The 12,615-nt window shown below is 34.9% G+C and carries 14 protein-coding genes; 1 reads left to right on the forward strand and 13 read right to left on the reverse strand.

Translation table 11 applies throughout. The annotated features are described in order from the left end of the window. Positions 1 to 184 precede the first annotated feature (184 nt). The 4 genes from ACIQ2S_RS06595 to ACIQ2S_RS06610 all read right to left on the reverse strand — a co-directional run bounded on the left by ACIQ2S_RS06595 (position 185) and on the right by ACIQ2S_RS06610 (position 3,073). A complete protein-coding gene (locus ACIQ2S_RS06595; protein ID WP_396174174.1) occupies positions 185 to 592 on the reverse strand; it encodes a hypothetical protein in 408 nt (135 codons plus the stop codon). A 15-nt stretch (positions 593 to 607) separates the two neighbouring features. After that, entirely contained in the window at positions 608 to 1,627 is a 1,020-nt protein-coding gene (pheS, locus tag ACIQ2S_RS06600; protein ID WP_396174176.1) for a phenylalanine--tRNA ligase subunit alpha, read from the reverse strand. A gap of 124 nt (positions 1,628 to 1,751) precedes the next feature. After that, entirely contained in the window at positions 1,752 to 2,636 is an 885-nt protein-coding gene (locus ACIQ2S_RS06605) for a Fic family protein (RefSeq protein WP_396174178.1), read from the reverse strand. A gap of 80 nt (positions 2,637 to 2,716) precedes the next feature. Further along, entirely contained in the window at positions 2,717 to 3,073 is a 357-nt protein-coding gene (locus ACIQ2S_RS06610) for a hypothetical protein (RefSeq protein WP_396174181.1), read from the reverse strand. 41 nt (positions 3,074 to 3,114) lie between these two features. On the opposite strand from ACIQ2S_RS06610, the gene ACIQ2S_RS06615 reads away from it, so the two are divergent. After that, entirely contained in the window at positions 3,115 to 3,660 is a 546-nt protein-coding gene (locus tag ACIQ2S_RS06615) for a CvpA family protein (RefSeq protein ID WP_396174183.1), read from the forward strand. A gap of 33 nt (positions 3,661 to 3,693) precedes the next feature. On the opposite strand, the gene ACIQ2S_RS06620 is transcribed toward ACIQ2S_RS06615, so the two are convergent. From ACIQ2S_RS06620 to ACIQ2S_RS06660, 9 genes are all read right to left on the reverse strand, one after another. Then, positions 3,694 to 4,134: an RDD family protein gene (locus ACIQ2S_RS06620; protein WP_396174186.1), complete on the reverse strand. Its 441-nt coding sequence runs from the start codon at positions 4,132 to 4,134 to the stop codon at positions 3,694 to 3,696. A gap of 69 nt (positions 4,135 to 4,203) precedes the next feature. Continuing rightward, positions 4,204 to 4,947 carry a tetratricopeptide repeat protein gene (locus ACIQ2S_RS06625; RefSeq protein ID WP_396174189.1) on the reverse strand — a complete coding sequence of 248 codons (744 nt, stop codon included), beginning with the start codon at positions 4,945 to 4,947 and terminating at the stop codon, positions 4,204 to 4,206. Between the two features lie 18 nt (positions 4,948 to 4,965). Continuing rightward, positions 4,966 to 6,723, reverse strand: coding sequence for a BatD family protein (locus ACIQ2S_RS06630; protein ID WP_396174192.1), 1,758 nt, complete (start codon positions 6,721 to 6,723; stop codon positions 4,966 to 4,968). A 25-nt stretch (positions 6,724 to 6,748) separates the two neighbouring features. Then, entirely contained in the window at positions 6,749 to 7,516 is a 768-nt protein-coding gene (locus ACIQ2S_RS06635; RefSeq protein ID WP_396174196.1) for a tetratricopeptide repeat protein, read from the reverse strand. Next, the gene (locus tag ACIQ2S_RS06640) at positions 7,513 to 8,553 is read right to left on the reverse strand and encodes a VWA domain-containing protein (protein WP_396174199.1); all 1,041 of its coding nucleotides are present in this window, start codon (positions 8,551 to 8,553) and stop codon (positions 7,513 to 7,515) included. The genes ACIQ2S_RS06635 and ACIQ2S_RS06640 overlap by 4 nt, the downstream gene beginning before the upstream one ends. Before the next feature lie 24 nt (positions 8,554 to 8,577). Then, a complete protein-coding gene (locus ACIQ2S_RS06645) occupies positions 8,578 to 9,579 on the reverse strand; it encodes a VWA domain-containing protein (RefSeq protein WP_396174201.1) in 1,002 nt (333 codons plus the stop codon). A 2-nt stretch (positions 9,580 to 9,581) separates the two neighbouring features. Continuing rightward, positions 9,582 to 11,198 carry a hypothetical protein gene (locus tag ACIQ2S_RS06650; protein ID WP_396174203.1) on the reverse strand — a complete coding sequence of 539 codons (1,617 nt, stop codon included), beginning with the start codon at positions 11,196 to 11,198 and terminating at the stop codon, positions 9,582 to 9,584. Positions 11,199 to 11,237: 39 nt separating this feature from the next. Next, complete coding sequence (locus tag ACIQ2S_RS06655) at positions 11,238 to 12,104, reverse strand: DUF58 domain-containing protein (protein WP_396174205.1); 867 nt, start codon at positions 12,102 to 12,104, stop codon at positions 11,238 to 11,240. 75 nt (positions 12,105 to 12,179) lie between these two features. Beyond that, a partial coding sequence (locus ACIQ2S_RS06660) for an AAA family ATPase (RefSeq protein ID WP_396174207.1) occupies positions 12,180 to 12,615 on the reverse strand: 436 nt, incomplete at its 5' end.

Below are 12,615 nucleotides of genomic sequence, written 5' to 3' on the forward strand. Positions count from 1 at the left end.
AGAAGAAGTGAGTTCTTGATTGTAAAGAAATAAGCATACCTTTCTAACCAAACTAAAAAAGACTATCGGAAACGGTAGTCTTTTTTTTGCTTTGTCATTCTGTCCCGAAACTTCGGGACAGATTGACAAGTTGGATAGTATTTTGGTTGCATCCAATTCGTAATTTTAAATTCGCAATTGATACTTATTTCACCACTACTCCATTCACAAATAAAATAGGCACTTCTTCGGTGGCTCTTTCGTTGATGGTATTGGTTCTGAAAATAAATTTCTTGTCGTAAAGGGTATTTCCGATAAAGTAGGTAACCGAAAATTCGTTGTTGAGTGCTAAAACATTTTTTTCAATCATTTCAACTTTCACCACAGAAACAGTTGGGACTTTAATAAAAGCATGTCGCAGAAGTGACGTTTTTTTCATTTCGCCATCAATAGTTCCAAAAGCTTTTGAAACGACCATTACACTGTCTAAATCAAAATCACTGTCGTTGATTAAATAAACATACCAAACTTTTTCCATGAAATCGTCATTCCACTCCTGAACAGCAGCGAGAAATACGTTTTCTACTTTTGGAATGGTAATGTCCTTTTTCATACAACTCAAACGTAATTAAATACTTGATTTAAATTGCTCTAAAAAGCGAACATCATTTTCGTAAAACATACGAATATCTCCAATTTGATACAACAACATAGCGATTCGTTCGATACCCATACCAAAAGCAAAACCGTTGTAATCAGCCGGATTGATTCCGCAGTTTTTCAAAACATTCGGATCTACCATTCCGCAACCCATGATTTCCAGCCAACCGGTACCTTTGGTAATCCGATAATCGGTTTCTGTTTTTAGTCCCCAATAAATATCCACTTCGGCACTGGGCTCTGTAAATGGAAAATAAGAAGGACGTAAACGGATTTTTGACTTCCCAAACATTTCTTTGGTGAAATATAAAAGTGTTTGTTTCAAATCGGCAAACGAGACATCTTTATCAATGTACAAGCCTTCCACTTGATGGAAAATACAATGCGAACGAGACGAAACCGCTTCGTTTCTAAATACTCTTCCCGGAGAAATGGTACGAATGGGCGGTTTATTTCCTTCCATGTACCGCACTTGCACAGATGATGTATGCGTACGCAATAAAATATCAGGGTTTGTTTGAATAAAGAATGTATCCTGCATATCTCTCGCCGGATGGTATTCCGGAAGATTTAATGCGGTAAAATTGTGCCAATCATCTTCAATTTCAGGTCCTTCGGAAACGTTGAAACCAATGGTTGAAAAAATGTCAATTATTTGATTTTTTACCAGTGATATAGGGTGACGAGCACCAACCGTGAAAGGTTCTCCCGGACGGGTTAAATCGCCGTAAATACCTAAAACTTCATTTTTGCTTTCGAGAAATTCCTGAATGGATTTTACCTTTTCTTCGGCAGTATTCTTCAGTGTATTGATTACTTGACCAAACTCCTTTTTTTGATCGTTCGGAACATTTTTAAATTCGGCAAACAAGTCTTTTAAAAGTCCTTTGCTTCCCAAAAATTTAATTCGGAATTGCTCCAATGTATCTTTATTATCCGTTTGAAAGGATTGTGCTTCTGAAATGTATTCTTTAATCTTGTCTATCATCGTTCGTGCTGTAAAGGTGCAAATTTAGGAAAAAGTTAGGAGTTGGGAGTTGCCAGTTGGGAGTTTTATCAAAACTAATCAATCAATTGCCGCTCCACAAAATAATGAACAATCGCTTCTTTCATTAAATAAGTTTATATTCTTCGTCAATCATCCATTTTTCACGTAATCTAAAAGCAGGAATCGTCTGTCGTTTGGCTTTATTTCCGGCTATGTTAGATTTAATATTATTTTTGGCTGCCCAGTTTTGAAGTGGAACAATTCTTTTAGCTGTTAGTAATGCAATCCTTTTATGGAGTGATTCTTGCAGTAAATTTGCTAAAAGGGCTGTAAAACCGTCAAACTTTAAAGTTGTTTGGTATTTGCTGAAAAGCGAGTAATAATCTGTATGCTTGCTTTTATTTTGTATAATGACTGGCGGCAGACCTTCTTTTATTAACTGTAAATTAATAAGAATTCTACCCATTCGTCCGTTACCGTCGACAAACGGGTGTATTGTTTCAAATTCTGCATGAAAATAAGCGATCTTATCTAAAAAATAGCGATGATCTATTGTGTTGTAATCATCTGTTAGTTCATTCATTAATTGGCTTACAAATTGTGGATTCGCACCTAAATGACTTCCTACTCTTACCCATTCTTTCCCGCTTCTAAATCTGCCGGCTATCGCATCATCTATATTGCTCAGAAGCATTTCATGCAACTGCAAAATTAACTTTAGCGTTAATTCACTACAATTTTTATGAAGTAAGAATTCAGTAATTTTTGCTAAATTTTTAGCTTCAAACACCTCACGTACACTTACTTTTCGCGATAGCTCTCCGCCTGATAAGATTTTTTCGGTATCTTCTAAGGATAGTGTTGAGTTTTCTATAGCATTTGAATTATAAACCATTTCAGAAATTTCAGAAAAAGCGATCTCCTTCAATAACGATTCATTGCTTATTGATAATTTTTTATAAATTGCTAGAAGACCTTCAATTTTATCTTTTGTAGTTTGATTTATCATGTACAATCTTGTTTTGTAAATTGATGCAACTTTCCGTGAAAAAAAGATAAAAATAAGCAAAATTCACGTAAAACTGAAAACTAATCAATCAATTCTCTTTCCAAAAAATAATGAACAATCGCTTCTTTCATTAAAACACTTTGCTCTCCGGCTTTCAAAGGTGGAAGTTCTTCTTTTACTTTATAATGTGGCCAGCCATCGTTGTCAAAAAACTCAAATTCATAATAGCCATAAGGCTCTAACAAACGGCAAATAGCAATGTGCATTAACTCAATTTTTTCGTCTTTTTTAAACGTTCGATTAATTTTTCCTAATTCCTGAATGCCAATTAAATAGATAATTGCATCCAAATCAAGTACTTCGCCTTCCGCAAATTGATTGGATAAAATAGTGACTACGTTTTCCCAACGTTCTTTCAATTGTTCGTCTCTTGACATGTGTAAGGAATTTGAATTTGATAGCTCACAAAGATACTTAAATGAAAATTACTATTTTTAGTGAAATTTTAAATAAGAGTTGGATGGATTTTATTCTAGGAGCTTTTTTACTTTTTGGACTGTTTATCGGTTTAAAGAACGGACTCTTTGTGGAATTGGCTTCTATCGTGTCGTTTTTTATCGGGTTGTTTATTGCCTTTAAATTTTCCTATTTAATGCGGACCTTATTGGAAGATCGTGTTTCTTGGAACCCAAACACCATTCAAATATGTGCTTTTATCATCACTTTACTAGTGGTGGTAATCGGTATTCATTTGTTGGCCAATATTTTTACAAAGATTGCAGATTTTGCATTTTTAGGTTGGCTCAATCGTTTTGCAGGAGGTTTTGTGGCACTAGTAAAGTCAATAATTCTTCTGGAAATTCTACTAGTATTGATTGGAAAAATAAATGTTGACAATGCAATCATTTCAAAAGAAAAACAAGAAGCTTCTCTTTTTTATCAACCCATTGTAAAAACTACTAATTGGTTGCTGCCTTTTTTAGCTGATTGGTTGGAAGAAGTGAAGGAGGAGGTTAAGAAATAATCTGTCGGCTTTTTAGTCCTGTTAAGAATTACGCTAATTGGCACTTGAATGAACAACAACTGTTTTTGCCCACAAATCTCCTAACCTTTGATTTTTTTCGGTATTTTTTATGGTTAAAATGGCGATTAATCCGAAAAAGAACATGTCAATAGGGGCCAATAAATGTCTCTTTGAAGATTGAATAAATGATAATTTAGTTTGAGACTTATATAGTGGCACTGGTTTTAAACTTACTATTGAATTACCTATAGTTGAACCAAACAATTGCTCTAATCCGATAGTCAAAAATGCCCAAACGAAAATTAAAATTGTTACTGGCCAACCCTCTAAGTGAAAATTATCTTCATTGTCGGGTGTTCCTAAAATAATAATTAAAAGAAAATTAATTGTATTAATTATTCCATAGTCAATTAATGCTGCAAAAAATCTTTTCCCAATGTTTGGTGAAGTTTTTATCTCAACAATTTCCGCCATTTTTTATATTATTAATGTCCTAAAGATCTAACCTGCATTTTCAAAAAGAATTTATCCATTTCAAAACAATCACTTCAACTCCTTAATCGCTTCATTGGTTATCCAACCTTCGGTTTCATCGGTTAATTGAATTTTTTTCCAGTTTTCTACGGTTTCCAATACGAATACTTTGGTGCCTTCATGTAATACAAAAGCATCGGTTGCATTTTCTCTGGGTTCGTTTTTCACGGTAATGACTTCTGCAAAAACGATGGCAGGCCGAACACTTTCATCTTGCTCTTTTTCAAACCAAGCGGCAAATAAACTAAAGAAAAGTAAAAAAGGAATCACAAACATTCCCACAAAAAAGACGCGTTTGTACAAAGAGCTTTGCGAAAAATAATAACCAATAAAGAACAACAAAAAGACAAACGAAAATCCAATAGCGATATACGACCACGTGTCATAATGAAACAATCCGGTGAAGGACTGCAGGAATTTTTCAAAGCCTACTTTGGGAATTTCCTTGATTTCATCAATGGTTTTTGCCTTGGCAAATTTTAAATTGTTCTTAATGTCTTTATCATTCGGACGAATCATTAACGCTTTTTCGTAGTAATAAATAGCAGGACCCACATGATCTAATTTATAATGGGCATTGGCCAAATTATAATACAAATCAGCGGATTCTTTTTTACCCTTTAAAATACTTTCATACGACTGAATCGCCTCTTGGTAATTTCCTTTTCGGTAGTGCTCGTTCCCTTTTTCAAATACGCCTTGAGCCCAAAATACTTGAGTTAAAAAGAGCAATAAGTAGACAATCTTTTTCATTTTCAATTGCTATTGTTTTTAACTAATTTGTTTTTCCAGTTCTGAAATTACGAGTACAGCTTTGTCATAATCGTGTTGCATAGCCACTGATGAAGACGGTGCATAGCGAGCCTGTTCGCAATTCTCAGTTAATTCAATAAAATGAGCAATGGTATCGTTTTGAGCTTTTTTGTCAGCTAAAATTTCCTTTATTTTTTCTTTGCTCATTTCGGAGGTTTCAATTTTTAATTTTGCCTTCAAGAAATTATGCAACGATTTTTCTAATGCTACATAAAACGGTTCTTTGTTGCCTAATTGCTTTTTAGCTTCGGATAAATATTTTTTTGCTAAACGGTTGTTCAATTTCAATTTTAATCCTGCGGTATCACCATCAATTGCTTCTTTTTTCTTTTTAAATAAAATGATGAACGGAATCAATAAAAAAGGACCTATCAATAAGGAATAAAACAAAGTGGAGCCCAAAATACTAGTGCGATTGCTAGGACGTAATTTGGTTTTTAAATGAATGTATTTAAACTGATCTGTTTTTGAAATCGTATTTTTTGCAACGGCGTTGTCAGAAGCAACCGGAGCATTTCCGGAAGTTGTGGGTCCGTCTAAAACTGAAATAACAACTTCTTGCGACGTCAGCGTTTTATACGTTTTAGAAGATGGATCAAAATAACTGAAACTCATCGGTTTGATGGTATAATTCCCTTTGAACTGCGGAATAATGGTGTATTTATCCGAAATTCTTCCGGTCATTCCCGTAAGTGGAGTAGAAACACTTTCGGTATGAACCGGATCATAAATTTCTAATGCTGAAGGAACAACTGGTTTAGGCAAATTAAATAATTTTAAGTTTCCATTTCCTGAAACACTTACATTTAATTCGGTGCTTTCGCCATGTTTTAAAGTAGTTCGTGAGGGAACAACCTGAAAATCAAATTTTCCAACGGCACCAGAAAAATCTAGCGGTTTACCAGTTTCAGGTAGCGGTTTTACTTGGATAGATCTACTTCCCGCAGAAACGCGTTTATGGTCGCGAGTCATCAGTACTCGACCAAATATATCTCTTCTGTTGGTAGGTACTTCCACATCGATATCTAAAGATAATGGTTCGATTTCAAGAGCCCCTGATTTTTGGGGATATAATACCACTTTTCGCAACGTAACATAACGGTACTTTTCACCTTTATAAGTACCTTCTTCTGCAACCAATTTTTTGATATCAATATTTTGACTCCAAAAATCATTGTACTTAGGTTTGTCTAATTCCCTCCAGTTCGTAATGCCGATGTTGTAACTGAAATACAACTTATATACCACTGTAATTGGCTGATTAATGTACGGACTATTATTGTTTACATCGGCAACCAAATGCAAAGCATCGTCAACTGAAACATTTGTGTCATTAGGATCGCGGGGTTGTTCTACTGCTGCCGTAACAGTAACGTTTATGGGTGTTGTTTTATAGATTTGTCCTTGGTATTCTAAAGCGGCTTGCTTGATGGTCAAGTTGCCCCTTTGTGTGGGTAATAAAAAATAAGAGTATACTTTGTTAAACGAACTCTTGCCATTGATCCAACTTTGACTCACTTGTTGACTGGGACCACCAACGATTCGAAAGCCATCAAACGAAGGCGGAATAAAATTATCACCGTCTACATTCATGACAAAATCAATGCGAAGACGCTCATTGATTCCCAGTGTAGTTTTACTTACTTTGGCATCAAATTGTACCTGAGCAATAACTCCTTGTACGATTAATAATAGTAGAAAAAAATACTTTTTCATTTTCATAATTCATTTACCAATTGGCTTACCAATCTTTTTCTGTGGGGACGGGTCTGCCTTTAATTTTTTCTTTGTTTACTTTATCTTGGACCTTTTTTTCTTCATTTCCAACAGCTTCCAGAAGATTTTCTACTCGTTCTTTGGAAATTCCCGATGGTTGCGGTTTGTTTGGTTCTTTTTGATTAGGGTCTGGTTTTTCAGGCTTACCTTCCCCTTTGTCTTTTTGGTCTTGTTCTTTGTCTCCTTCTCCTTTTTGGTCTTGTTTATTCTGTCCTTCTTTATCTTTTGGTTCGTTTTTTTTATCTTTTTCGTTGTCTTTATTGCCTTTTCCTTTGTCAGGATCTTGCGGATTCTTTTCTAATAGCTCTTTGGCTAAAGCATAATTGTATCTCGTTTCCTCGTCTGATGGATTGTTACGCAAGGCATTTTTGTACGCCTCAACTGCTTGTCCATATTCTTTCTCTTTCATAAGAGCATTTCCAAGATTGTGAAAAGCTTTGTGTTTTTCGGGTTTTGTAGTTGCTTTTTTTATAGCTTCTACATAAGCGTGTTTGGCTTCGCTTGGCAATTCTTGTTTGTAAATCGCATTTCCTAAATTATAAACAGATTTTGAACCGGAAAGATCTTTCGATTTCGAGATTCTGTAATTGGCTTCTGCGTCTGTATATTTTTTTTCAGCATACTCTTTATTGCCGGTAACAATCACTTTGTCCTTCTCTTTTTTTACTTCTTTTTGCTGTGCAAAAAGGAATGAGGAAGGTAGAATCAACAGATAAATTAATAATTGTTTCATGATTTCTTTTCATTAAATAAATTCAATTTACTGATCCAATCGGTCTTACGTTCCAACAAGAATGTGTCCAAAAGCAATAATAAAAAGGCAAAACCCAAAAACCATTGAAACTGCGATTGAAAATCGGCTACTTGTGTGGTTTCAAATTCTGTTTTTTCAATATTGTCCAATGCGTTTTTCACATATTCCAAAACTTCTTTGGTATTATCGCCGTAAATATAACCGCCTTTGGTTTCTTTTCCAATTTGTTTTAGTGTCTCTTCATTTAAAGCGGTAATCACCACTTCATCATTTTGATCTCTTTTAAAACTTTCAACAATTCCGTTTTGTTTGATTGGAATGGGTCCTCCTTTGGTTGTTCCCACACCAATCGTAATGATTTTTGCTTTTACTTCGTTGGCTTTTTCAATGGCTTTTTCAATTCCTTCCGAATGATCTTCACCATCCGAAATCAAAATAATTAATTTATTGGTGGCATTTCCTTCCTCAAAAAAATCAGCCGACAATTGAATGGCTTGCTCCAAAGAAGTTCCCTGCGAAGAAACCATATCGGTGTTCATGCTTTGCAAAAACATTTTTGCAACGCCGTAATCTGTTGTTATAGGCAAAATAGGAAAAGCACTTCCCGCATAGGCCACAATTCCGATGCGGTCGCTGCCCAATTGGTTAATTACTTGCGAAACGATTTGTTTACTTTTATCCAAACGATTCGGAGCCATATCTTCGGCAAGCATACTTTTGGAGACATCAATGGCAAAAACAATGTCAATTCCTTCTCTTTTTACTGTTTCTAGTTTGGTGCCAATTTTTGGGTTCACTAGTCCAATAATTAAAGCCGCAAACGCTAAAAGAACGACCAACATTTTGATGACTGACTTAAACAGTGAACTGCTCGGACTTAATTTTTCAATTAAATGTAAATCACCAAACTCGCGTTGCCTTTTTCTTTTCCAATAGATGTTCCAAAGGAAAAGAACCACCAGCAAAGGAATGATGATGAGAAAATACAAATATTTTTTTTCGTCTAGTTCAAACATATGTGTCTTTCTATTTCCAATTTTTTATATAAATCCTTTAAAAATGGTTTGTCTTAATAAAATTTCAATCAACAACAACAAACCGGCCAACCAAATTAGGGGTCGGAATTTTTCATCGTAATTATAAAATTTTTGCTCTTCAATTTCAGTAGTTTCCAACTTATTTATTTCTTTATAAATTTCTTGCAGTTTACTGTTACTGGTGGCTCTAAAATATTTTCCATCGGTTTTCAAAGCGATATTTTTCATTAATTGTTCGTCAATTTCCACAGGCATCATTTGGTACAAAAGTTTTCCATTTGGAGCATATGCATAGGGTGATTCTGCATTTCCATTGGTTCCAATTCCAATCGTGTACACTTTCAATCCATATTCTTTTGCAATATCTGCGGCTGTCTCCGGTTCAATAAAACCCGCATTGTTTACACCGTCTGTCAGCAAAATAATGACCCGGCTTTTGGCTTTACTTTCTTTCAAGCGGTTTACGGCAGTTGCCAATCCCATTCCAATTCCGGTTCCGTCTTGAATAACATTATCATACTTAATACCTCTAATAGCCTCTAAAACAATTGATTTATCACTTGTAACAGGTGTTTTCGTATAACTTTCGGCGGCGTATACTACAATTCCAAATCGGTCATTTGGTCGATCTTTGACAAAATCGGCGGCTACTTTCTTTAGCGATTCTAATCGATTTGGTTTTAAATCGCGAGCCAACATACTTCCGGAAACGTCAATCGCCATTACAATATCGATACCTCGCGTTGTTTTGGTTTTATTGCTTACATCAACAGATCGTGGTCGTGCTAAAGCTGTAATGATTAAACTAAGCGTCAGTATCCGCAGCACAAAAAGTACCGGTTTTAATTTTGGCAGCCATGAACTTGTTGTTTGAAAGCCTTTAATTGAACTTATTTTCAAAGTGGCCATTTGCTTTTTGCGTTTCCAAACATACCAAGCAATAGCAAAAGGAATCAGCGTAAAAAGCCAGAAAAACGTAGGATGTAAAAAAGTTATATTTTCCATAGTTAATTCGCTTTGCCAAGTTCTATCGAATTAATAATTCGTTCGAGTATTTCAGTTGCAATTTCGTCTTCTTCCAATTTTGAAACAACTACCTGTTGCAAACCATTATTCTGCTTAAACAGCACAATCACATAATACAATTTATTGCTTTTCTTTGAAAGAGGATCTAACATGGTTAACGTGCCAAATGCTTTCATTCCCTGAATTCCTTCTGGGGTATTAAAAACCTCTTGTTTGACTAAAATGTTTTGAGCACCCATGGCTTCATAAGTTTTCAAATTTCCTTCCAAGACTTTTTCCAAATCAATTGGTACACCTTCAGCAAAATTGGTGGTCGAAACTAAGGTATAAAAGCTGTCCATTAAGCTACCATAACCAAACATATTCATTTCTTTAATCGCTACTCTGGCTTCGTCTGGAATCATTTTTGAAACATCCATTCGTTTTAAAACTTTAGGTGTTTCGATGCGGACGGGCGGGTTTCCATATTCACTTTTTACCCATTCTCCCTCTAATAATTCTTTGGTAGGATGCCCAATGACTGTGTCTTTAACAAAATCAAAACCCTTGGTAATCACCACAAAAACTAGAACTCCAAATAACACCAAACTTGATAGTAAAACCGCTAAAGTTATCTTTTGCTTGCGTTTCTTTTTGGCTAATAAGGCTACTTTTTGCTCATGTGCTAAAGCTTCATCATCCTCTTCAATAAGCTCCGGAATGGATTCATGGATTTTCTGAATGGATTTTTCGATTTTTATTTTGTCATCGGCAATTTCAAATTCGAGAGGTTTTGACTTTGCAAATTTAACTAAATCGGCTTGTTTCAACACTTTTTCTAAATTTTCAATCGTATCCTGATTTAATGTCAATTTCTTTTTGAAGACAGCAATTTTAAAAGCAGTAATTAATTCGTCGGTAGTGCTTTCCATCGCCGGAATTTCAATGGATTCCTCAATATACGTTCTGGCAATGTTTGTCAGTTCTGAATAATAAGCTTTTATTTCACCTCTTTCAACGAGTTTTTGCTGTTCTAAGTTCTTTAAATGCGCGTTTGCTTTTTCAAGTGGACTGGTATAAACTGGTTCTTCTGTTTTTTCTTTTTTTCTTTTTTGAATCCATTTGTAAACAAAATAGGCAATCGCCAAAAGTGCTAGGATTCCCAAAACATACAACCACCAATAACTGAAACCATTTTCAACAGCAATAACATCTTTAATGTCATACATTTTTTGTTTCAACGTATCAACGATAATCGGAGCAATTTCCACCCGAATACTATCCGAAAAATGAGGTTTGTCATTAATTAAAATTTGCAATCTCGGAATAACATAACTCCCGCTATCCCATTGCGTTAAACCGTATTTTTTAATAAGTTGGTACTTGAAATTTTCTTTTATGGTGTCGGTAGGATAGCTTTCTAAAACTTCCATTGAGCCAAATAAATTTGCCTCCGGAAAAACTACTTTAGATAGTGTATCAACTGTAGTTTTTAAAGTCAGATTAATTTGAGCACCTATTTTTACTTTGGTGCTGTCAACTGTCGTACTAACTCTTTTTTGTTGAGCAAAAACGAAAGTCGATAGAAGTAAAAAGAATATATATAATTTAATTTTCATTTGTTGTTTCACAAAGGTTTACCGACGTTTCACAAAGATTTATCGGGATTTAAAATAGCCTAACAATTTGGTTACATAACTTTCATCTACTCTTGTGTTTACTGTTCCCGAGCCACAACGGGAAAAAGTTTCTTTAAAAAATTCTACTTTTTCACGATAGTATTTTTCATAAGCTATTCGAACGGATTTTGAACCGGTATTCACCAAAAGTGTTTCGTCAGATTCTGCATCTTCCATAGAAACCATTCCTATATTTGGCATTTTTTCTTCACGAATATCATAAACACGTATTCCGGTTACATCGTGTTTTTTACTAACAATTTTTAATGTTTGTTCGTAATTATCATCGGTGATAAAATCAGAAATCATAAATACAATTGCTTTCTTTTTCATTACTCCTGATAGAAATTTCAATGCTTGCGAAATATTTGTTTTTTTGCTTTTGGGTTGAAATTCAATTAATTCACGAATAATTCGTAACACATGTGATTTCCCCTTTTTGGGAGGAATGTATAACTCAATTTGGTCGGAAAATAAAATCAATCCGATTTTGTCGTTGTTTTGAGTGGCAGAAAATGCCATGGTTGCGGCTATTTCAGTAACGATTTCACTTTTCAGTTGATTTTTTGTGCCAAAACTTTCCGAACCTGAAATATCCACCATCAACAGCATGGTTAATTCTCGCTCCTCTTCAAAGACTTTTATATACGGTTCATTGTAACGAGCAGTAACATTCCAATCAATCGCACGAACATCATCGCCAAATTGGTATTGCCGAACCTCAGAAAATGTCATCCCTCGTCCTTTAAAAGACGTATGATATTCCCCCGAAAAGATATGATCACTCAATCTTCGGGTTTTAATTTCAATTTTTCGTACTTTTTTGAGTAGGTCTTTTGTTTCCATAATTTAGTTACGGGTTACGGGTTACGGGTTACGGGTTAAAACTTTCAACTCGCAACTTTCAACTCGCAACTTTTATTAAGGTACTTCAATCTCGTTTACGATTTTATTGATGATATCAACCGAAGTAATGTTTTCTGCCTCCGCTTCATAAGTAATTCCGATTCTGTGACGCAATACATCATGAACAACAGCACGAACATCTTCCGGAATAACATAACCTCTTCTTTTAATAAAAGCATAACATTTAGCTGCATTTGCTAAATTGATACTTCCACGTGGCGAAGCTCCAAAACTAATTAATGGTTTTAGATTTTCCAGTTTGTATTTTTCGGGGAAACGTGTGGCAAATATGATATCTAATATATATTTTTCAATCTTTTCGTCCATGTACACTTCACGAACGGCTTCTTGAGCACGTAAAATTTGTTCGGTTGAAATGACCGCATTCACTTTGTCATAACTACCTTTTAAATTTTGACGAACAACCAGTCGTTCGTCTTCCATTTTAGGG

The sequence above is a fragment of the Flavobacterium sp. genome (genome assembly GCF_044371705.1).
Lineage (GTDB): Bacteria > Bacteroidota > Bacteroidia > Flavobacteriales > Flavobacteriaceae > Flavobacterium.

What these genes read in the sequence shown, in the direction of transcription:
- ACIQ2S_RS06650 (WP_396174203.1), bottom strand. Translation starts at nt 11,198, where the DNA reads ATGAAAATTAAATTATATATATTCTTTTTACTTCTATCGACTTTCGTT.
- ACIQ2S_RS06630 (WP_396174192.1), bottom strand. Translation starts at nt 6,723, where the DNA reads ATGAAAAAGTATTTTTTTCTACTATTATTAATCGTACAAGGAGTTATT.
- ACIQ2S_RS06615 (WP_396174183.1), top strand. Translation starts at nt 3,115, where the DNA reads ATGAAAATTACTATTTTTAGTGAAATTTTAAATAAGAGTTGGATGGAT.
- pheS (WP_396174176.1), bottom strand. Translation starts at nt 1,627, where the DNA reads ATGATAGACAAGATTAAAGAATACATTTCAGAAGCACAATCCTTTCAA.
- ACIQ2S_RS06625 (WP_396174189.1), bottom strand. Translation starts at nt 4,947, where the DNA reads ATGAAAAAGATTGTCTACTTATTGCTCTTTTTAACTCAAGTATTTTGG.
- ACIQ2S_RS06635 (WP_396174196.1), bottom strand. Translation starts at nt 7,516, where the DNA reads ATGAAACAATTATTAATTTATCTGTTGATTCTACCTTCCTCATTCCTT.
- ACIQ2S_RS06640 (WP_396174199.1), bottom strand. Translation starts at nt 8,553, where the DNA reads ATGTTTGAACTAGACGAAAAAAAATATTTGTATTTTCTCATCATCATT.
- ACIQ2S_RS06655 (WP_396174205.1), bottom strand. Translation starts at nt 12,104, where the DNA reads ATGGAAACAAAAGACCTACTCAAAAAAGTACGAAAAATTGAAATTAAA.
- ACIQ2S_RS06645 (WP_396174201.1), bottom strand. Translation starts at nt 9,579, where the DNA reads ATGGAAAATATAACTTTTTTACATCCTACGTTTTTCTGGCTTTTTACG.
- ACIQ2S_RS06595 (WP_396174174.1), bottom strand. Translation starts at nt 592, where the DNA reads ATGAAAAAGGACATTACCATTCCAAAAGTAGAAAACGTATTTCTCGCT.
- ACIQ2S_RS06610 (WP_396174181.1), bottom strand. Translation starts at nt 3,073, where the DNA reads ATGTCAAGAGACGAACAATTGAAAGAACGTTGGGAAAACGTAGTCACT.
- ACIQ2S_RS06605 (WP_396174178.1), bottom strand. Translation starts at nt 2,636, where the DNA reads ATGATAAATCAAACTACAAAAGATAAAATTGAAGGTCTTCTAGCAATT.
- ACIQ2S_RS06620 (WP_396174186.1), bottom strand. Translation starts at nt 4,134, where the DNA reads ATGGCGGAAATTGTTGAGATAAAAACTTCACCAAACATTGGGAAAAGA.